Origin of the sequence: Muribaculum sp., assembly GCF_029051885.1 — a bacterium.
GTDB lineage: Bacteria > Bacteroidota > Bacteroidia > Bacteroidales > Muribaculaceae > Muribaculum.
Map to the genome: position 1 here is coordinate 1 of NZ_JAIDKI010000002.1, position 20,608 is coordinate 20,608.

The 20,608-nt window shown below is 50.5% G+C and carries 17 protein-coding genes; 2 read left to right on the forward strand and 15 right to left on the reverse strand.

Annotated features, from left to right (window positions below; genetic code table 11):
• Window positions 1–306 precede the first annotated feature (306 nt).
• The 14 genes from K2I50_RS00100 to K2I50_RS00165 form a co-directional block, all read right to left on the reverse strand.
• Window positions 307–1,071, reverse strand: a complete 765-nt coding sequence (locus K2I50_RS00100) for a UDP-2,3-diacylglucosamine diphosphatase (protein ID WP_301024222.1) — start codon at window positions 1,069–1,071, stop codon at window positions 307–309.
• A gap of 16 nt (window positions 1,072–1,087) precedes the next feature.
• A complete protein-coding gene (locus K2I50_RS00105; RefSeq protein ID WP_278436470.1) occupies window positions 1,088–1,408 on the reverse strand; it encodes a metal-sulfur cluster assembly factor in 321 nt (106 codons plus the stop codon).
• A 13-nt stretch (window positions 1,409–1,421) separates the two neighbouring features.
• Window positions 1,422–3,440 (reverse strand): NAD-dependent DNA ligase LigA, encoded by a 2,019-nt coding sequence (gene ligA / locus K2I50_RS00110; RefSeq protein ID WP_301024223.1) that lies wholly within the window; start codon window positions 3,438–3,440, stop codon window positions 1,422–1,424.
• A 21-nt stretch (window positions 3,441–3,461) separates the two neighbouring features.
• Window positions 3,462–4,433: a type I phosphomannose isomerase catalytic subunit gene (locus K2I50_RS00115; RefSeq protein WP_526022926.1), complete on the reverse strand. Its 972-nt coding sequence runs from the start codon at window positions 4,431–4,433 to the stop codon at window positions 3,462–3,464.
• 170 nt (window positions 4,434–4,603) lie between these two features.
• The gene (lpxA, locus tag K2I50_RS00120) at window positions 4,604–5,389 is read right to left on the reverse strand and encodes an acyl-ACP--UDP-N-acetylglucosamine O-acyltransferase (RefSeq protein WP_301024224.1); all 786 of its coding nucleotides are present in this window, start codon (window positions 5,387–5,389) and stop codon (window positions 4,604–4,606) included.
• Window positions 5,390–5,407: 18 nt separating this feature from the next.
• Window positions 5,408–6,799, reverse strand: a complete 1,392-nt coding sequence (locus K2I50_RS00125) for a TolC family protein (RefSeq protein ID WP_301024225.1) — start codon at window positions 6,797–6,799, stop codon at window positions 5,408–5,410.
• A 24-nt stretch (window positions 6,800–6,823) separates the two neighbouring features.
• A complete protein-coding gene (locus K2I50_RS00130) occupies window positions 6,824–10,192 on the reverse strand; it encodes an efflux RND transporter permease subunit (RefSeq protein WP_301024226.1) in 3,369 nt (1,122 codons plus the stop codon).
• 39 nt (window positions 10,193–10,231) lie between these two features.
• A complete protein-coding gene (locus K2I50_RS00135; RefSeq protein WP_301024227.1) occupies window positions 10,232–11,413 on the reverse strand; it encodes an efflux RND transporter periplasmic adaptor subunit in 1,182 nt (393 codons plus the stop codon).
• Between the two features lie 243 nt (window positions 11,414–11,656).
• Window positions 11,657–12,253 carry a Crp/Fnr family transcriptional regulator gene (locus tag K2I50_RS00140; protein WP_301024228.1) on the reverse strand — a complete coding sequence of 199 codons (597 nt, stop codon included), beginning with the start codon at window positions 12,251–12,253 and terminating at the stop codon, window positions 11,657–11,659.
• 46 nt (window positions 12,254–12,299) lie between these two features.
• Window positions 12,300–13,685 carry an undecaprenyl-phosphate glucose phosphotransferase gene (locus tag K2I50_RS00145; protein WP_301024229.1) on the reverse strand — a complete coding sequence of 462 codons (1,386 nt, stop codon included), beginning with the start codon at window positions 13,683–13,685 and terminating at the stop codon, window positions 12,300–12,302.
• Window positions 13,686–13,856: 171 nt separating this feature from the next.
• Window positions 13,857–15,773, reverse strand: a complete 1,917-nt coding sequence (locus tag K2I50_RS00150; protein ID WP_301024230.1) for a DUF349 domain-containing protein — start codon at window positions 15,771–15,773, stop codon at window positions 13,857–13,859.
• Window positions 15,774–15,922: 149 nt separating this feature from the next.
• Window positions 15,923–17,167, reverse strand: a complete 1,245-nt coding sequence (locus K2I50_RS00155; RefSeq protein WP_526022927.1) for a M16 family metallopeptidase — start codon at window positions 17,165–17,167, stop codon at window positions 15,923–15,925.
• Window positions 17,164–18,063, reverse strand: a complete 900-nt coding sequence (locus tag K2I50_RS00160) for a peptidylprolyl isomerase (protein WP_367279074.1) — start codon at window positions 18,061–18,063, stop codon at window positions 17,164–17,166. Before K2I50_RS00160 ends, K2I50_RS00155 begins: the two co-directional genes overlap by 4 nt.
• Window positions 18,064–18,092: 29 nt before the next feature.
• Window positions 18,093–18,470, reverse strand: coding sequence for a hypothetical protein (locus K2I50_RS00165; protein ID WP_301024232.1), 378 nt, complete (start codon window positions 18,468–18,470; stop codon window positions 18,093–18,095).
• 107 nt (window positions 18,471–18,577) lie between these two features.
• Here K2I50_RS00165 and K2I50_RS00170 point away from each other — a divergent pair, with 107 nt between their 5' ends.
• Window positions 18,578–19,249 (forward strand): cytidylate kinase-like family protein, encoded by a 672-nt coding sequence (locus K2I50_RS00170; protein ID WP_301024233.1) that lies wholly within the window; start codon window positions 18,578–18,580, stop codon window positions 19,247–19,249.
• 11 nt (window positions 19,250–19,260) lie between these two features.
• Here the strand turns inward: K2I50_RS00170 and K2I50_RS00175 are convergent, their stop codons facing one another.
• Window positions 19,261–19,911 carry a DUF308 domain-containing protein gene (locus K2I50_RS00175; protein WP_301024234.1) on the reverse strand — a complete coding sequence of 217 codons (651 nt, stop codon included), beginning with the start codon at window positions 19,909–19,911 and terminating at the stop codon, window positions 19,261–19,263.
• 218 nt (window positions 19,912–20,129) lie between these two features.
• Here K2I50_RS00175 and fdxA point away from each other — a divergent pair, with 218 nt between their 5' ends.
• A complete protein-coding gene (fdxA, locus tag K2I50_RS00180; protein WP_068961275.1) occupies window positions 20,130–20,300 on the forward strand; it encodes a 4Fe-4S ferredoxin in 171 nt (56 codons plus the stop codon).
• Window positions 20,301–20,608 lie beyond the last annotated feature (308 nt).

Consider the following 20,608-nt stretch of genomic DNA (forward strand, 5'->3'; position numbering starts at 1 on the left):
ATAACATCGACATTCAAAATAGAATCAGAAGAACATCAGCAGTATATATAAAAAAATAAAAAGGAGCTTATCATCAAGCTCCCTTTTATGGGTTTCCAATAGGTACAATTTCTAAGGTAAAAAAGATTGTTTTAGGTTTGCGTTACAAAGGTCATTCTTTTTTGTGAGGTTACAAAAATAAAAAGCATGTTTAGCAACATGTTTTTTAATCATTTTTAGGAAAGTTTTCAGGGATACTTTTGTATCATGCTGATATACAACACATAACCTCAGCGACCATTATTAACGCTGTTAAGTAAATTTTTATTAATAACCGATTTTTTCTCCAGTTTCACCATTCCATCTATACAATAAGAGGGTGTCTCCATCGAATTTTGCGAAACTGAAATGGTGAATCCAATCTCCGAGAATTACCATATGCGCACCGGTAGAAAGAAGATAGTCGACCAGCACATGACGATGACCGTAGACGAAATAATCAATGTCGGGATGCATAGCCGAATATGATTCTGAGAAAGCGACCAACGGCTCTGCCGACGGACCCGAAAACTGTGGAATATCATCCTTACAGAAATCGCGGCTTGATGTCGACCACCGGTGGGCAAACGGTATAGTCCATCGCGGATGAATGGCACTGTAAAGTTTCTGACAGAAACGATTGCGGAATATGGCCCGGAGGCCGCGGAAAGTAACGGGCAGTTTACCTACCCCATCGCCATGGGTAAGAAAGAAGCGTTTTCCGAGAATCTCCTTCTCGAGCACGCCGTCGATTACGGTAAGCCCAATCTCATCGCGCAGATAGTCGAACAGCCAGATGTCATGGTTGCCTATAAACCAATAAATCTTCACTCCGGCATCGGCAAGCGCTGCAAGCGCTCCGAAAAAGCGTATATATCCCCTGGGCACGACAGTGCGGTATTCATACCAGTAGTCAAGTATATCACCGAGCATATAAAGCTCGGTGGCATCATGGCGAATGCTGTCAAGCCACTCGACAACGCGTAGCTCATAAGCGCGCGCATCGGGCAGATATGTAGCGCCGAGGTGAAGGTCGGAGATAAAATATACCATGTCTTCCGAAATACAATCAGAGGAAACCGAGGTCGAGCTTGGCCTCTTCACTCATCATGTCCTTGGTCCATTCAGGCTCGAATACAATATTTATTGTCACGTTGTTGACTCCATCGATGCTTTCCAGCTTTATACGCGCATCCTCGACTATGAAGTCGGCGGCAGGACAACTGGGTGCGGTAAGCGTCATATCGACAGTGAGGTCGCCGTTGTCGGCAAGGTCAATCTTGTATATAAGGCCAAGGCTGTAGATATCTACCGGGATTTCCGGGTCAAACACAGTCTTGAGCATCATGATGATGCGTTCTTCTATTTTGAGACGTTCTTCGGGTGTCATAATACTGTAGTGATTATTGCTGTGCTGACAGCATGTTGAGAAACTCATCCTCGCTAAGGATAGTTATACCGAGTGTGCGCGCTTTCTCAAGTTTGGCCGGCCCCATATTGTCGCCGGCAAGTATGAAATCGGTCTTTTTGCTTACAGAGCCAGAATTCTTGCCTCCATTCCGCTCGATAATCTCCTTATACTCGTCGCGGCTGTGGTGGGAGAATGTGCCGGAAATCACCACAGTCTTCCCATCAAACACGCCTGAGGCAGCTCCCTCCGGCTCGTCGGGCATAGACATGCACACACCTGCGGCACGAAGACGCTCTACAATATCACGGTTGAGAGGATGTGAGAAATAGTCGACCACCGACTGGGCTATGCGAGGACCTATATCTTCGATGGCTACAAGTGTGTCGAAATCCGCACTCATGAGAGCATCCATGTTGCGTAGCGAACGGGCCAGCTTCTTGGCCACCGTTTCGCCTACAAACATAATCGACAGAGCAAATATGACACGGTCGAAACTTACATGCTTTGACGCCTCTATCCCTTCGAGCATGCGGTCGATAGTGCGAGGCCCCATTCCGGGAAGCTGAAGCATCTCTTTGCGATAACGCCCAAGAGTATATAAATCGGCCGGATCCTTTACCCATCCGTTCTTATAGAGGGTGACAGACATTTCCTCACCGATGCCGTCGATATTCATCATACGACGCCCTACAAAATGCTCAATACGTCCACATATCTGCGGCGCACATCCGAGTTTATTGGGACATACGTGGGACGCCTCACCCTCGACACGCACAAGCGGGGTGCCGCACACGGGACACTCTGTAACAAACTCCACCGGCTTAGACCCGGGCACGCGGGCGCTGACATCTACACCGGTAATCTTGGGGATAATCTCACCACCCTTCTCCACATAGAGATGATCACCTTCATGTATGTCGAGGCGGCGTATAATATCGGCATTATGGAGCGACGCACGCTTTACGACCGTACCCGACAGCAACACCGGATCGAGATTGGCGACAGGAGTCACCATCCCCATGCGTCCCACCTCAAACGATACATAGCGCAGTGGAGTGAGAGCACGTTCGGCTGCAAATTTATATGCCACAGCCCAACGGGGAGATTTTGCCGTATACCCGAGATTGAGCTGCTGACGAAGGCTGTTGACCTTAAACACCAGTCCGTCGGTAGCCCACGGCAGTTCCTTACGGGCCACATCCCAATGGGCAATAAAAGCGTCAATCTCCTCAATCGTGGTCATCAGCTTCATTTCCGGAGACACTCGGAATCCCCAGCTGCGGGCCGCCTCCATATTGTCGAAATGGTTGTCGTAAGGCAGATTGTCGCCAAGAAGATAGTAGAACACGGCATCAAGGCCGCGGCGTGCTACCTCTGCCGAGTTCTGCATCTTCAATGTGCCGGCCGCGGCATTGCGAGGATTTGCAAAGAGGGGTTCTTCATTAAACTCCCTCTCTGCATTAAGCCGGTCGAAAGCCTTCCATGGGAGAAGTATCTCCCCTCGGATTTCAAATTCATCGGGCCATCCCGATCCCTGCAGGGTAAGCGGAACGGAGCGTATGGTCATCACATTATCGGTGACAATGTCGCCTCGGGTGCCATCGCCTCGGGTCACGGCCCTTACCAGGCGTCCGTGCTCGTAAGTAAGCGATATCGAAGTACCGTCAAACTTCATTTCACCGACAATACCGAATGGCTCGTCCATAAGTCCCTCGCGGACACGAGCCACCCACTCGTCAACCTCTGCTATGGAATAAGTGTTGCCAAGCGACAGCATCGGACGCCTGTGCTCCCATTGCTCGAAAGCCTTGTTGATATCCGACCCGACCCTATGAGTGGGCGAAAGCGGGTCGTCATATTCGGGATGTTCTTTTTCAAGACTCTCGAGTCGCTTGAGCATCATGTCGAAATCATAATCGGAAATCTCCGGCGAATTAAGCACATAATACTGATGGTTGTGCCTGTCGATTTCGGCGCGTAGCCGCTCTATCTGCTGCTTCACTGATTCCATATAGAGTGTTGTGGTGTCAACTTATGCCTGGGCGGTAAGAAGTGTGGCGTTACCGTTGGCTTCTACCGACGCGGTTGCGGCAGCCACAAGGATAGTCTCGCCTCTGCGCATAGGTGTAATGGTGCCATGGTCAGTGATAATCTGACACTCGCCCTCCAGACACATGATTACCATAAACGAATCGTGGCTCATGGCGATATTCTGACGACCGTCGGCCTTGACAAGGTTTACGTCGAAGTATTCGCAGTCAATCAGAGGCACTTCGCCTTTTGCTTCACGGTCATATTCCGATTTGTATTCGGGATATACGGTATAGTCGATGGCATCCTTGGCCTGCTCGGTATGGAGTTCGCGGGTATTTCCCTCGGCGTCACGTCTGTCGAAGTCGTATACGCGATAGGTGATATCGCTGGTCTCCTGAATCTCGGCAAGGAGGTTGCCGGCTCCGATAGCGTGGATACGGCCTGCGGGAAGGAAGAAGAGGTCGCCGTCGTGAGATTCATGACAGGCTATCACATCCATGATTTTCTTTTCTGCCACAAGGCGAGTATAGTCGTCGGGAGTTATCTGCTCAGAAAGTCCGGCATATATATTGGCTCCGGGCTCGGCATCCACGATATACCACATTTCGGTCTTTCCGAGTGAATTGTGGCGTTCCTTGGCAAGAGCGTCATCGGGATGTACCTGTACGGAAAGATCCTTTTCGGCATCAATAAGTTTTATAAGCAGGGGGAATGTGCTGCCGAAGCGGGCATATACCTTGTCGCCGACAAGGCGTGCGCCATACTTCTCGATAAGCTCGGGGAGGGTCATACCCTTGTCATCACCCTCGGCTACTACCGATTCATGTCCGGGCACACCGGAAATCTCCCAGCTCTCACCGATAGATTTCTGGTCAGTAACTATCCCCTTGAACGGGGCAATCTTGTTACCTCCCCAAAGTACCGACTTCAGGTAGGGGACAAATTTAAAAGGAGGAATTATAGAATTCATATCCATATAAGGTATTAAATTGATTTTTCATTACTTTACGCCGAGACCATGAGCTTCTTTAATAATTGCGGCGTTGCTGTCAACAAAAGTACAAAATCCCGCGGTTATATACAACGGCGGCTGCACCGAAATAATCCGATACAGCCGCCTTATAAAGATAATTAACGATATTACTCCAGTTCGGTAGGCACAGCCACAATCTTGAGCTGGTGCCCGCGGATAAAGTCGACGATATTGCTGCGCACATCGCTCGGAGCGACGTCGGCCTCGACACGCTTCAGACCGTTGAACACAGAGGTGCCGGCCTGATAGATATGACGGTAAGCCTTTGCCACATCGTCAATCTGCTCGTCGGTAAATCCATGCTTGCGCATGATAAAGGCATTGATACCATAATATGTGGCCGGATTGTGGGCTATAATGACATAGGGAGGTACGTTGCCGGTAATACGGCATCCGCCTTTCACCACTACCCAGTCGCCTACCTCACTGCGCTCATGGAGCACTGAATTGGACGAAAGTATCGAACATGTGCCCACCTTGCAGTCGCCGGCTATGGTGGCGCCGTTGCCGAGCACTACCTTGTTGGCAATCTGGCTGTCGTGGCCGATATGGGCTTCGGCCATTATAAAGGAATCGTTTCCGATGGTAGTGGCACCGTTGGTATGTATTCCTCTGTTGATGATTACCTGTTCGCGTATTATGTTGTTGTCGCCGATTACACAGAAAGTCTTCTCGCCTTTCCAGCGGAAATCCTGAGGATCGGCACCGATAATCGAGCCTTGATAGATTTTATTGTGTCGGCCGATACGCGTACCGCTCATTATGCTTACATAAGGCATAATCACGCAGTCGTCGCCAATCTCTACATCGGCATCGATAAACGCAAACGGATAAATCTTGACATTGTTGCCAATCTTGGCAGCAGGGTCGACATGTGCTAATGGACTAATCATGACATATGAAATTAAGGATTAACGTCCGCCGCCAAGAGCCTGATAGAGGCTTACGGCAGCACGTGCATGGGTATTGTCGCAGTTTACCTTATTAAGCTGGGCCTGCAGAAGGGTCTGCTGTGCGGTAAGCACCTCGAGATACGAAGTAGTGCCATTGTATGCAAGCAGTTCCATTGTATACTCTACCGACTTCTCGAGCTCGGCCACCTGATGTGTCAGAAGTTCCGACTTCTCGGCGCTCTTCTCAAGGGTCAGATATGCATCGCTCACTTCAGCAGCGGCATTCATAAGTGTATTCTCGAAATTATTCATGGCTACAGCCTGATTGGCCTTTGCCACCTCAAGGTTGCTGATAAGCTGTCCGCGGGCAAACAGAGGTGCGGTAAGCGAACCTGCAAGATTGGCAAACCAGTTGGCAGGATTGAGCACCATCGACCCAACCGAGTTGGTAAAGCCGCCGGTAGCTGAGATGGTAATACCTGGATAGAATGCAGCACGGGCCTGGTTGGTAGCATAGTATGCCACAGCTACTGACTGTTCGGCCGCACGCACGTCGGGACGGGCGGCAAGCTCGCGCATCGGCACTCCGGCGCTTACGGCTCCGGGCAACTGGAACACGGCGTCGGGCGAGATACCCCACGACTGGGGAGCGACATTGAGCAGAAGCGACATGCTGTTGTTGGCCTGATTGAGAGCCACCTCAAGGTCGGTAATCGAAGCCTGGATGCTGTAGTAATTTGCAGCACTCTGCACTACAGCGGCCTCAGTGACGCGGCCGGCCTCCTTGAAATCCTTCATGATTTCTACATTTTTGCCCCATAGCTTGGCGGTCTCGCGGGTAATCTGGAGCTGCTTCTCAATCATGGCGATTGTATAATAGCAATTGGCTACTCCCGCAATAATCTGCGAGCGTACGGCCTGCTCGTATGCCTCGCTCTGAAGCAGCGCAGCCTTGGCACGACGGTTGGTGTTGAGAGTCTTGCCGAAGATATCTATCTCCCAGCTTGCCGACAGAGGCACCTGATATGTCCAGGGCATGTCGCGCATGCCGGTAATATCATAGTAAGCCTTGTTGCCTGAGGCCGCGAGAGTAAGCGACGGAAGATAGCTGAGGCGCGCACCCTTAAGCTGGGAGTGGGCCATGTCGACATTGAGCTTGGCATTCTGCAGATTGACGTTGCTGACCAGAGCGCGTCCGATAAGGTCGGCAAGCATAGGGTCGGTAAACATCTCCTGCCAGCGCATGTTGCCGAACGAAGTTGAGTCCATAGCGGCATCGCGCGCCTCGACATACTCGGCAAGCACCGGTTTGTCGTCGGGCATTTCAAACTTCTTGTAGATGTGGCAGCTCGAGAGCATTGCCACACCTGCAAGAATGAAAGCGTATCGTGATATTCTGTTGACTGTCATTACGAATATAAATTGATTAGAGCATTAATGTGAATACTGCTCGATTTCCGATTCAAGGCCGGTATTGTCGGTATCCTTCCACTTCATGGGAGAAATCTTCTCCTGAATCATCTGGAATGCCACAAACAGAGCCGGAACGATAAGTACCTGTAGAATCATACCGATAAGCATACCGCCGATAGAGCCTGTACCAAGGGCACGGTTACCATTGGCACCCACACCGTGGGCAAACATCATCGGGAGCAGACCGATAACAAGAGCGAGCGAAGTCATGAGGATAGGACGCAGACGAGCCGATGCTCCCTGGATAGCCGCATTGACAATCGCCATACCCGTACGGCGGCGTTCAAGGGCGAACTCAACGATAAGGATGGCGTTCTTCGCCAGAAGTCCGATAAGCATGATAAGCGCAATCTGCAGGTACACGTTGTTGGATATGCCATCGATTCCGGCAAATATGAATGAACCCATCAGACCGAACGGTATCGAAAGGATTACCGACCAGGGGAGAATATAGCTCTCATACTGAGCGGAGAGGAGAAGGTATACGAAGAGCAGACAGAGACCGAAAATCATGGCTGTGCCGTTGCCCGACGAGCTTGCCTCCTCACGTGTCATACCTGAGTACTCATATCCGAATCCGGCAGGAAGAGTGGTTGCCGCCACACGCTCTACCGCTGCAAGACAGTCGCCGGAAGTATATCCGGGAGCCGGCTGACCGGTAACGGAGATTGATGTAAACATGTTGAAACGGTTGAGAAGGTCAGGACCATAGACACGCTTCAAAGTAACGAAATTGGACAGAGATGCCATTTCCGCACCGTTGCGAATCTTGATGCTTGACAGTGTTTCAGGCGACACACGCGACTCGGGAGTGGCCTGCATCATCACACGGTAAATCTTACCGAAGCGGTTGAAGTTGGACACATACATACCACCGTAATATCCCTGCAGAGTGCTGAGAATAGTCGAGGGGCTGATACCGGCCTGCTTTGCCTTGGCGGCATCAATGTCAATCATATACTGCGGGAAGGCAGGGTTGAATGTAGAATAAGCCATCTGTACCTCAGGCTGAGCCATCAGTTCACGGAGGAAATTCTGCACGATTCCATAGAAGTTGTCAATCGAACCTCCGGTCTTGTCCTGCATCTTGAGGTCGAAACCGTTGGTAAGCGAGTAGCCGGTAATCATAGGCGGAGCAAAGGCCACGATACGGCCATCCTTGATGGTTGAAGTCAAACCATAAATCTGACGGATGATAGCCTCGTTGCTGCGCGATTCGTCACGCTCCGACCAGTCGTCGAGCTTGACAATGAATGTACCGTAGGTGTTACCCTGTCCGGCAAGGAAGCTATAGCCCATAATCTTCTGGGTATACTTCACTCCGGGAATCTTCATGATTACCTGGTCCATCTTGTTAAGAGTGGCCTCGGTACGCTCCTGGGATGTTCCCGGAGGCATGTCGAGCATCACGAACAGATAGCCGGTATCCTCGTTGGGCACAAGTGTGGTAGGTGTTATCGACATAAGCCATACCAGTACGGCGATGCTCAGACCTACGATTCCAAACGATGTAATCTTATGGCGGATGAAGAAGCCGGAAGCCTTGTTGTAGAATTTAAGGAGTCGGGAGTAGCCCAGCTCGAATCCGGCCTTGAAACGGTCGCTGAAGATGCCCATGATAGCGATAATCGCACATACGACGCCGACTGCGAGTTTCCATATAACCTCAAGCTGATACCAGCCGAGTACCATGAATGTAATTGTAGCGGCAAGGAAGAGGAATGTCACCATCGGGGGAAGGTTGAGCTTCCATACCGACGAATAACGCTTCTTCATCACATCGGCAGCCTCGGAATATGCTGTGCCCATACGCTCTTTAAGAGACTTGTCATCGTTGTGGGGCTTGAGGAACACAGCACACAGAGCCGGCGACAGGGTAAGCGCGTTAAGAGCCGACAGACCGATAGCGATAGCCATGGTAATACCGAACTGCTGATAGAACACACCTGATGTGCCGGGCATGAACGATACCGGGATAAACACAAGCATCATTACCAGAGTGATGGAGATAATGGCGCCGCCAATCTCGTTCATAGCGTCGATTGAAGCCTTGCGGGCGCTCTTGTAGCCCACATCAAGTTTGGCATGCACCGCCTCGACCACCACAATCGCATCGTCGACCACAATCGCGATAGCCAGCACGAGAGCCGACAGGGTGATAAGGTTGATCGAGAATCCGATAAGGTTCATGAAGAAGAATGTACCGATAAGTGCCACGGGAATGGCAATAGCGGGAATGATGGTCGAACGGAAGTCCTGGAGGAAGACATATGTCACGAAGAACACAAGGATGAACGCTTCGATGAGGGTCTTGATAACCTCGTGGATAGAGGCTTCAAGGAAGTCGTTGTTGTTCATCGGGATAGCGAAGTGGAGACCTTTGGGAAGGTCCTTTGCAAGGAGGTCAATCTCCTTCTCGCAGTCCTTGATAATCTGGGTAGCGTTGGAGCCGGCGGTCTGGAAAATCATCGCCGAAGTCGACGGATATGCGTTAAGGCTGTTGCCAAAGCCATAGGTCACACGTCCGAGTTCGATGTCGGCCACATCCTTGAGATACAGAATCTGGCCGTCGGAGTTGGCGCTTACAACGATATTCTCAAACTCCTCGGGGGTGGTAAGACGTCCCTTATACTTGATGGTATACTGGAACGACTGGTCGCCCTGTTCGCCAAACGCACCGGGAGCGGCCTCGACATTCTGCTCGCGCAGAGCGGCGGAAATATCCGACGGCATGAGCTTATACTGGGCCATTACGTCGGGCTTAAGCCACACACGCATAGAATAGTCGGCACCGAACGACATTACGTCGCCCACACCGTTGACACGCTGAAGCTGAGGGATGACATTGATTTTCATATAGTTGTCAATGAACACCTCATCATATTCACCATTGTCGCAATATAGGGCCACACCCATAAGCATGGATGTCTGGCGCTTCTGGGTAAGCACACCCACCTGAGTTACCTCGGCAGGAAGAAGGTTGGTAGCCTTGGCGACACGGTTCTGCACGTCGACAGCCGCCATATCGGCGTTAAAACCCTGCTTGAAGTAAACAGTGATGTCGGCGGCACCGGTATTTGTGGCGGTCGACTCCATATGAGTCATGCCTTCGGCACCGTTGATTGACTCCTCAAGAGGAGCGATTACTGAATTCAGCACAGCCTGCGCATTCGCACCTGTATAGGTGGTCGACACGCGGATAGTAGGCGGTGCCAAATCGGGATATTGGGTAATTGGAAGCGAAAAAAGACCAATCAGACCCAACAAAACTATAAAAATCGATATAACCGTCGATAGCACAGGACGGTTAATAAATGTATCTAATTTCATGTCCGATTGAGTATTGTGACTACTTTATGATGGAGAGAATTATTCCTTGGCAGCGTCAGGAGCGGCCTGGGGAGCTCCCTGAGCCTGGGCAGAGGCATCTACGGGCTGGATTGTAATGCCGTCTCTTACCGATGTACCCACTCCCTCTACAGCAATGCGCTGACCGGCCTCAAGACCCGACACTACGATAAAGTTCTTTCCGTCGGATATGGGAGAAACCTGGATAGGAGTAGCCACAATCTTATTGCTGTCATTGACAACGTAGGCAAAACGTATGTTCTGAAGCTCGCTTGTGGCAGACTGCGGTATGATTATCACCTTCTCGTAAGAGTTAGGAATAAGCACAGATCCTGTAGAGCCGCTGCGGAGCATTCCTGAAGGATTATTGAAGAGCGCACGTACGGTGGCAGCACCGGTAGTATTGTCTATCACACCACTTACAGTAGCCACCTTTCCCTTCTCGGGATAAATCTCTCCATTGGCCAGTCGCAGCGATACTGCGGGCATAGCGTCGACCGAAGCGTTGAGGCTGCGTGAGCCGTTGTCAGTCATGCTGAGAATGTCTTTCTCGTTGAGAGAAAAATAAGCATATACCTCAGAATTATCGCTCACTGTTGTGAGTGGTTCCATCGACGAGGGCGATGCAAGAGAGCCTTCACGATTGGGAATCGAACCGATAACACCGTCGCTGGGAGCTGTCACAACGGTATAAGCGAGATTTTTCTGGGCAGTAACGAGCTGAGCGTTAGCCGATGCGAGCTGGGCCTTGGCCTGCTTGAGCTGGTTGTCGGCCATCTGCCATTCATACTCGCTGATTATATTCTTGTCATACAGGCGACGCTTGTTGTCGGCAGTAAGCTGGGCTGTATTTACCGCGCTTTCAGCCACGCGTATGGCAGCCTGTGCGGCATCGACAGCTGCCTGATACTGCACCTGGTCAAGAGTAAAGAGCACCTGGCCTTTACGCACCTGCTGACCTTCGTCTACATGAACTTTGGTAATAAATCCTGATACTTGCGGACGGATTGCGATATCAGTACGCCCCTTGATAGTCACCGGGTAGGCACTTTCGAGTTCGGAATTACCATATTCCACTGTCATTGTGGCAATCTGAGGTACCGGCATCTGCTGCTGTTGCTGTCCTCCGCCGCACGAGGCAAGCACTACGGCTACCCCGGCTATGAGCGAAGTTCCGACGGTCTTTGCGGAATTCAATTTCATAACGTTGCTTTAAAAACTTATATAACTTTTGATTACTGTAACTATTGGAGTCCCGCCGAAATGAATTAACAAGTACTAAAACAGGGTACGGCGGATGTGAATATTTTGGTCTGCACTTTTTCGCGATGCAAAGTTACTCACAGCCACACTTATATTATATGACATATATCATACGGAGTAGTTAATTTAATTTAAATGTTCGAAATAGAAGTCTAAAGCACAGCCTAATCTTGCTAAATGAGATTAACGCGCACTGTATTTACCTCCCCTTATGCGATAGAGTGTCTCTTTGGTTATGCCCAGAAACGACGCTATCTGCGTAGTGGTAGCAACCTCTCCCAGGCGGGGATAACGCTTGAGCACCCAATCATAGCGCTCACGAGCCGAAGCATTGTACAGATTAAACAGACGCTCTTCCAGATAGCCTGCATATTCATACAGAATAGCGTTCAGAAACATGGTCCATTCAAGCGGGCTGACATCTGAGATACCCTCGTGTATGGTCTGATGCATCTCGCTATGTACAAACGTCACTATATCGGAATCCTCGAGAAACATCACGTTCATCGGTACTCCGGGCCCGATTCCTGTCAGGGTGTTAGTAATAATGAAGTCATCGTCGAATGCAAATGATAGAGTATATTCACGTCCTTTGTCGATATAATAAGTGCGCGCGGCTCCTTTCCTTATATAAAAGGCAGTTCCGCCGGGCGTAGGGCGCAGGCTCTCTATGCAATATCCTTTCCTGACATGTTCATCGACCATAAGCTCTCGCACCCGCTCGATTATCTCGTCAGGGAAATTGTGGAGTTTGCGCAGAATGTCTATAGGGTGTGGCATGACAGTTAGGATTGTTGAAATCAGGCCGATTTGTTGAAATTATGTATCAATAGGCGTTCTCCTCGCCTCGGATTGCATTGACTATTGTAAGAACGATTATCTTGATGTCGAGAAACAAGTTCCAGTTTTCCATATACCATATGTCGCATTCGACACGTTTCTCCATCTGCCACAGTTCCTCGGTCTGCCCGCGGAATCCTCTTATCTGCGCCCATCCGGTGATACCGGGCTTGATAAAATGGCGCACCATATATTTGTCGATAATCTTGCGGTAATCGTCGGTATGCTTTATCATATGCGGACGCGGCCCTACCACCGACATGTCGCCGAGCCATACATTAATAAACTGAGGAAGCTCATCGATAGATGTATGCCTCAGGAATTCGCCGACTTTTGTGACACGCGAATCACCACGGGTGGCCTGCACACGGTCACTGCCTGAATTGACCCGCATGGTACGGAATTTCCAGCACATGAATTCCTGGCCTTTATACCCGGTGCGTTTCTGCCTGAAAAACACAGGACCGGGGGAAGAACATTTTATTGCAATAGCTACAGGAATAAACACTATCGGACTGAAAAGTAGCGCAATGGAAGAAAACACTATATCAAACCCGCGCTTTACGGTGCGGGCCATCCATCCCGACAGCGGATCAGGATGCACGTCAAGTACCGACACCTGTCCGATATTTGACAGCTGTGCGGCCCGGCTCACATAAGCATTAAGCAACGGCACATAGAAAAAGCGCACCACGTGGTCATCGGCAATACGCATCACACGCTTCATCGAGGCATAATTCTCACCCGATTCAGCATAATATATCTCGTTTACCTCGTTCTTCTGTATAAACTCCTCAAGGGTATCGATGGTGCCGATACACAACGGGTCGTCGACCGGCATACTGTCGCGGCTTATCGAAAAAAAGCCAAGACATTTGTATCCATATCCGGCATCGGCAAGCATCTCCGAACGCAACCTGTGGGCCGTCTCTCCTGTACCGACAATAATGGCAGTGCTGTAATTGCGCCCTTTGCGCCTGAAGCGCTTCACAAGCATACGTGTGGCCACAAGCCCGCACGGCAGGAGCACTATCATAAGTCCATAAAACCACAGGTAGAACGAATCATTGTGCACCCATGAATTGAGAAATGTAAGCAATGCGAAGAAGAACAGCGCATGCATTCCCACCCCTTCTATCGAGCGCACCACCACCCTGTCGATATGAATCGAACGCGGCATAGGAAAGCGATTGAACATCATAGCTACCGGCAGGTAGCTTACATTGACCACGAGCCACGACACTTTCCATCGGAATCCTACTATGTCGGTATCGAAAAGACATGCGACGACAAAGGCGAGATTGACAATGATAAATCCCGCAATGGTCTCTATAAAAGAGAGATATTTACCGTATTTGCCTTTTTTATTCACAATCTTATCAAACAAAAAAACGTGTACGGCATCGATTGCCCACAGGCTACCGGAAACCGCACACGTTTCATTTCTTATCCAGACGTGAGGGGCGAATCTACTTCATGTCGATTCAGCTACAAATACCGTCCAGAACCTGCATGCCGGCACATTTGCCGACACTCAGGAATCTTAAATATTCTGATCAATGAGGCGAATCTTCTCCTCAAGAGCTTTCAGGTCTTCTTTAAGATGGTCGATCTTGCGCTCCATGTCGCGCAGCAGGGCATTGCCGCTCTTAGAGGTAACGTTAAAGAAGCCCAAATTATTTTCATAAGTCTTAATTTCTCCACGTTTTTGCTCAAGCGCACGCACCAGTCGCTCGCGCTCACGGCCGAGACGGTTGCCGTCGCCCTGCATCTCACGGATATTTCCGGCAAAAGCCTCCATGCGCGCACGTTTCTCGCGGATGTCGAAATGCTCGTAAAGATTGCCGACTATAGCACGGTACTCTTCGTTGACACGGTCCTTGTCGCGGAAAGGAACGTGTCCTACTGCCTGCCATGCGCTCTGCAGCTCCTTGACCTTGGCGATAGCCTCGTCGCGGGGAGTATCGTCGGCGATAGCCTTGAGCGACTTGATTATCTCTTCCTTGCTCTTGAGATTCTCACGTTCGGTGCGACGCTGGCCCGATGTAGCCTTCTTGCGGCACTCGAAGAAGTAGTCGCATGCATCAATGAAACGTCGCCAGATGATATCGCTGTGCTTCTTGTCGACCGGACCGATGGTCTTCCACTCTTTCTGCAGTTCGGCAATGGCATCAGCTGTCTTCTTCCAGTCGGTGCTGTCCTTAAGAGCCTCGGCACGCTCACAGAGTGCGGTCTTGCGCTCAAGATTTGAAGTGCGCATATCACGCACCTGACGGAAATAGTCGCCTTTTGCGGTAAAGAAGTCATCGCATGTCTTACGGAAACGGGCAAAAAGCGCATTGTTAACCTTCTTCGAGGCAAAACCGAGCTTCTTCCACTCCTCCTGTGCGGCAAGTATCTCTTTAGTAGCCTGCTCCCATGCCGAATGATTGGCGAGAGCAGTGATATCGATTTTCTCGACACGCTCGCATATGGCGGTCTTCTTCTCTTCGTTTTCGCGCTCGCGTTCTTTGCGCTCTTCGAAGAATGCCTGGTATTTTTTATTGATTACCGCTGAGGCTTCCTTGAAACGGTTCCAAATTTCATCGCGCAACTCCTTGGCCACAGGGCCTACATCACGCCATTTTTCATGCAGGTCCTGCAGACGGCGGAAAGCGGTGACAACATCGGCCTCTCCCTCAAGTTTCTCAGCCTCCTCGATAAGCAGTTGCTTCATCTCAAGGTTCTTACGGAAATCGTAATCCCGGAGGTCCTTGTTCACCTTAAGCTGATCATAGAAGCGCTCTACAGCAGCCTGATAGTCGCGCCAAAGGTCGGTAGCATCAGTAGGAGGCACCTCGCCGGCATCCTTGAAGGCCTGGGTAAGCTCACGGAAACGAGGGAAATGACGGTTGACATTGTCAGTATCGGCAGCCATCTCGTCGAGTTCCTTTATTATGTCGCGTTTTCGAGCAAGGTTGGCACGGCGTTCCTCATCCTGTCGGGCAATGAACTCGGCTTTTGCTTCCTTTATCATATTAAGGAGTACCGTCATGCGTTCCTCAAGCGGGTCGAGCGAGGGCAGATAATCCTTCTCGTCATTGCCATCGGCAATGAAAGCCTCCTTCTCCGCAATAAGTTCATTCTTACGGAATGCGTGGAAAGCCTGACGCAGACGAGTCACCTCGTCGCGGCTTACATCAGAGCCCGAGCGGGAAGAAATCTCTTCCAGTCTGGCAATTACCTCTTCCTTCGACATCGGACGGTCTACTACCGGCTCTGAAACAGAAGCGGGGGCTTCATCCTCAGAGACAGATTCACCGCCGGCATTCTCTACAGGCATGGTATCATTTACACACACTTCATTGACATCTGATTCTACAACAGAGTCAGTCACAGCAGGAGCATCGTCCGCTGGCAAGGAGACTTCCTCGGGCCTGATATTTTCAAGCTCCGCAGAAGATTGGTCACGCAATTCCATAACAATAATGGTGGTTAGTTAGCTTTAAGAAGCCAAATATAGGGATTTTTTTAGAAACCTTTTGAATTATTCTTTATTTTTTTGACAAAACCGGCATGAAATGCCCCTCATGACATTAAGAACAGGCCTGTATGACATATAAGCAGCACTTAATCCTGCACGGCATCCTTCGGACAATATATCAGCGTGGAGCTGCGCTCAGGTTGGAATATGTCAGAGGCTACGCGCACGATATCTTCGACGGTGATAGCCCTGTAGCAGGCCAATGTCTGCGCCTGAGTGGTATTGCGCATCTCGTCAAGAGCGAGAGTAGAGGCAAGATTAACATAACTGATGTTGCCCATCACCTGTTGGGTCTCAAATCGGTTAAGGGCACTCTGCAACTCATGGTCGTCGGGGGGATTTACAATAAGACTGCGGGCCACTCCTATCAGCGCCTCGCATGCCTCATCGACGGAAACTCCATCACGCAACATCCCCTGAAGCAAGAGCTGGCCCGGCTCCTCAGACCCGGTAATCGAGGCGTCGGCCGATGAGAACAAGCCCGACTCCATTACCAGCTGACGATAATAGCGCGAAGTGCGCCCGGCTGCCAGAAGGTCGGTAATTATATCACATACAGGATAATCCGGATCTGCGCACCCAGGCATCGGATAGCTTATGACTATCAGAGTCTGCGGCACATCGCCGGTCACAACCATACGGCGTGCCTCTGTCTGCTCGGGCTCTGCGGCATATGCGCGCTGAGCAACCATACGCCGTGGGATGGGTCCGAACCATTTCTCTGCCAGGCGCCGTGTTTCTTCAAGAGTGATATTGCCCGTAACCGCCAGTACAGCATTGTTCGGAGCATAGTGTGTGCGGAAAAATTCGCGCACCTGCTCCTGGGTAACGCTTTCGATATGGCTCAGTTCCTTGCCTATCACCGGAGTGCGGTAAGGATGCACCTTATAGGCCAGCGCCGACATGTGATGTCCCAGATCGCCATAAGGCTGGTTAAGGCACACCTGCTTGAACTCTTCCATCACCACATTGCGCTGCACCTCGAGAGCCTTGTCGGAAAATGCAAGTGAAAGCATGCGGTCGCTCTCAAGCCAGAATGCAGTCTCGGCATTCTGCGCTGGCACTATATCGTAGAAGTTGGTATAGTCCTGGTTGGTCCATGCGTTGTTACGCCCTCCGGCCTGCTCGATAGCGCCGTCGAAATCTGCGATATTCGCAGAGCCGCCAAACATCAGGTGCTCGAAAAGATGGGCCATACCGGTGTGGTCGGGCTGCTCGTCGCGCGCGCCTACATTATATAGTACATCAAGTGCCACCATTGCGGTGGCACTATCCTGTTCATGCACTACCCGGAGTCCGTTAGGAAGAGTAAATCGGGTTGCCATGCTTATTTAACAACTGTCATTTTCAGTATCTTCACATCCTCGAGAGGACGGTCGGCGGCTCCGGTGGGCACCTGCTGTATCTTATCGACGACATCAAGTCCCTTTGTCACTTCGCCAAACACCGTATACTGGCCGTCAAGATGGGGTGTGCCGCCAATAGTGCCGTACACCTTACGCTGCTCGGGAGTAAGAGTGGCGGGATTAGCTGCCGCCTCTTTCTCTGTGATGGCAATCAGCTCCTCCTGAAGTTTCTGTATGCCGGCCTGGTCATTATTGCGGCGCATCTCCATGATTTTGCTGCGGTTCTCTGCCGCCAGACGATTGAAGATACCCTGCTGCTGCATCATCTTCATCTGGTTTTCCATCTGCTTGAGCTGTCCGTCGTTGTACGCTTTTCCGGTCACAATATAGAACTGTGAGCCCGAACTGCGGCGCTCGGGATTCACCTGGTCGGCCTGACGGGCGGCGGCAAGCGCTCCCTTGCGGTGGAAATGGCGCGGATACACGATTTCAGACTCAATGGTGTAGCCAGGTCCACCTGTTCCGAGCGACTGTCCGGCCGATGCATTTTTCGAATCGGGGTCGCCGGTCTGAATCATGAATTCATTTATTACACGGTGGAAAAGCACACCGTCGTAGTATCCCTCATTCACAAGTTTGAGGAAATTGTCGCGATGCTTCGGTGTATCGCCGAAAAGGCGCACCTGTATATCGCCAGCAGTTGTAGAGATGTCAACCAGCACATCGCCCTCTGCCGAGGGGGTGGTCATTGGGATTGAGTCAGATTCGGTCATGTCGTTTTCAGGGTTTGATTTATTGTCAGATGAGGGTGACGCTCCTGCACATGCCCACATCATCAATGTAAACATACAGAGCAGACACTTTGTTGCGAATTTCGGCATATTGGTAGGTCGGTAGGATAATGCAAGGCTCAGATTATGGCCTCAGGGAAAAGACGTTTGTAAATACGACGGAAATTATTGTCGGCGGCACTCAGCTCAGCCACATGGGAGGCATAATCCTCTCCCCAGAGGGCCGGCAGGAGGTCGCCTATATACCGGTGTTCACGGTCACGGTCAATAGCTGCGGCTATCAGGCGCTCGATAGCTGCATGATACCGCACACCATCGATTGCATGGAGATAATGGGCGGCGCTCACCAAAAACTGTCCGTTAAGATCGACGCTGATCATATTGTCGATGAGTTCATCGAGCACTTCGTCAATCTCTCCTATATGGTTGGCGATGTATTCGTATGTCAGAAGGCCATCCGGATCCTTTCCAACAGCCTTTTTAAAATCTTCATTCATAATGAGAGCGTGTTTATTCAGGAAAGTTTGCGGCAAAGATAAGAATTTTAACGAGAATATGCCTAACTTTACGCACGCAACGTTCTTTTTCTTTAACAAGTAAGAGCATGTCTAAAAAAATGCAGCAGACCACACCTCCCAATTTTGTAGTGACCATCGGTCGCCAGTTCGGCAGCGGCGGACGCGAGCTCGGCCGACTGATTGCCGAAAAGCTCGGCATCGCGTTCTACGACAAAGAACTGCTACGCCAGGCAGCCCGCAATGCAGGCGTAAGCGTCGACTTCTTTGAACGCAATGACGAGAAGTTCCCGAAATTCCTGAGTGGAATGTTCTCCTTCACCATGGGCTACTCGCCTTACAACGCATACGCCGGTAGCTCATCAATCAGCGACGACAATCTCTACAGAGTACAGTCCGAGCTCATCCACACTCTCGCCATGAAACACTCATGCGTGATTGTCGGACGCTCGTCAGACTACGTACTGCGCGATTTTCCCCGCTGTGTCAATATATTTGTCCACGCGCCAATGGAGGCTCGCATCGAACGCATAATGCAGCGCGGCGACTCCATCACCAAAGAGAAGGCCCGCGAAATTGCCGAAAAGACCAACAAACTTCGCGCAAGCTACTACAACTTCTATACCGATAAAGTATGGGGAGATGCAGCAAGCTACCATCTCACCATCGACTCCGCCTCAATGCCGATGGACAGCGTGGCCGAACTCGTATGCGCCTATGTCCGCGCCCGTTTCCCCGACCTGTCGGTGCCCGTCGAATAGCAGCATCTCAGTCACTCCCATCCGGCCGGGATATCGTCGCCTTCCTGCTTCTTCACGGAAGTAACGTCGGCATCCAGTCGGCGCACATCGGCATCCAGTCTCTGCCGGTCAGCGACGCTTTCGGCTTCTGCCTGCCGGTGTTGTCCGTATGCCGCAAGATATATGAACAGACCGTTGCCGGCAATGCACACCAGAGCGATTCCGGCAATCAGCGTGAATATGGCTTCCGTATCCCTCACCGGCGCCAGCAGAATAGATATGCCGGCAATGACTACAAGCACCGGCAATACATACAGCCACACAGGCAAAACAATAGGCCGGACCCCTACCGACAGTACCCATATATGCCATATGCCACCAAGTATAAGCACCGCCGACAGGAAATAGACAAACACAGCCTCAAACGGAACCGGACACACAATCATTATCACCCCGATGATGAGCGAACCCACCGAGGCGAGAATAGGCACCGGACCTCCACGGCGGTTCTTATTGCGTCCGACAAGCGACTCAATAAGCCCGAATAGCCCCGGTATGGCAAACATGACACCGACAAACACAATCACCCACTGCACGAGGTTTATCCTGTCGTGCATACATATAAGCACAATGCCCGCGGCCAGGGCAAAAAACTGCATCCAGAAACTTGTTTTCCCTTTCATAAGTCAATAGCTTTATATAATAAAATATGTAATGTAACGCTCTCAGGTGGGGCTTGGTTGGACTCGACCGACAATATTTGCATGCACCGGGCAGACATTGAAATCATGGCGGCAAAGTTTTTTGTTAAAAAAATAGGGTTATTGACAGAAATAATTTATCTTTGCGACGAATTATCTACAAAGAACTTTCGTATAATTATCTAAAATCTTAAACAGAAATGGCTTACGTAATTACTGACAAGTGTGTTGCTTGCGGCACATGCCTCCCCGTATGCCCCGTTGAGGCTATCTCAGAGGGCGATATCTACCACATCGATCCCGATACCTGCATCGAGTGCGGCAGCTGTGCTGAAGTATGCCCCAGCGAGGCTATCATCCCCGGAGAATAATACAGAAACACACCTGTACAATTCTACAAAAGGCGTCCGCATAACAATGTGGCGCCTTTTTGCGAATATGACATAATTACTGAAATTTTTCATTAATTTGGCTATGCCATATTCCAATTGTTTACTATCTTTGCATCAGATTTGGAGCACAAGCGGCCAACAGACTGCAACAGGCTCCTTTATCCCATAAAGCCAATTCGTTCAACCATAAAAAATTTAATCAAACATGGTAAATTATAAAGACCTCGGCCTTGTAAACACCCGCGAGATGTTTGCAAAAGCCGTACATGGCGGATATGCTATTCCGG

What these genes read in the sequence shown, in the direction of transcription:
- K2I50_RS00100 (WP_301024222.1), bottom strand. Translation starts at nt 1,071, where the DNA reads ATGGTATATTTTATCTCCGACCTTCACCTCGGCGCTACATATCTGCCC.
- K2I50_RS00105 (WP_278436470.1), bottom strand. Translation starts at nt 1,408, where the DNA reads ATGACACCCGAAGAACGTCTCAAAATAGAAGAACGCATCATCATGATG.
- ligA (WP_301024223.1), bottom strand. Translation starts at nt 3,440, where the DNA reads ATGGAATCAGTGAAGCAGCAGATAGAGCGGCTACGCGCCGAAATCGAC.
- K2I50_RS00115 (WP_526022926.1), bottom strand. Translation starts at nt 4,433, where the DNA reads ATGAATTCTATAATTCCTCCTTTTAAATTTGTCCCCTACCTGAAGTCG.
- lpxA (WP_301024224.1), bottom strand. Translation starts at nt 5,389, where the DNA reads ATGATTAGTCCATTAGCACATGTCGACCCTGCTGCCAAGATTGGCAAC.
- K2I50_RS00125 (WP_301024225.1), bottom strand. Translation starts at nt 6,799, where the DNA reads ATGACAGTCAACAGAATATCACGATACGCTTTCATTCTTGCAGGTGTG.
- K2I50_RS00130 (WP_301024226.1), bottom strand. Translation starts at nt 10,192, where the DNA reads ATGAAATTAGATACATTTATTAACCGTCCTGTGCTATCGACGGTTATA.
- K2I50_RS00135 (WP_301024227.1), bottom strand. Translation starts at nt 11,413, where the DNA reads ATGAAATTGAATTCCGCAAAGACCGTCGGAACTTCGCTCATAGCCGGG.
- K2I50_RS00140 (WP_301024228.1), bottom strand. Translation starts at nt 12,253, where the DNA reads ATGCCACACCCTATAGACATTCTGCGCAAACTCCACAATTTCCCTGAC.
- K2I50_RS00150 (WP_301024230.1), bottom strand. Translation starts at nt 15,773, where the DNA reads ATGGAATTGCGTGACCAATCTTCTGCGGAGCTTGAAAATATCAGGCCC.
- K2I50_RS00160 (WP_367279074.1), bottom strand. Translation starts at nt 18,063, where the DNA reads ATGCCGAAATTCGCAACAAAGTGTCTGCTCTGTATGTTTACATTGATG.
- K2I50_RS00165 (WP_301024232.1), bottom strand. Translation starts at nt 18,470, where the DNA reads ATGAATGAAGATTTTAAAAAGGCTGTTGGAAAGGATCCGGATGGCCTT.
- K2I50_RS00170 (WP_301024233.1), top strand. Translation starts at nt 18,578, where the DNA reads ATGTCTAAAAAAATGCAGCAGACCACACCTCCCAATTTTGTAGTGACC.
- K2I50_RS00175 (WP_301024234.1), bottom strand. Translation starts at nt 19,911, where the DNA reads ATGAAAGGGAAAACAAGTTTCTGGATGCAGTTTTTTGCCCTGGCCGCG.
- fdxA (WP_068961275.1), top strand. Translation starts at nt 20,130, where the DNA reads ATGGCTTACGTAATTACTGACAAGTGTGTTGCTTGCGGCACATGCCTC.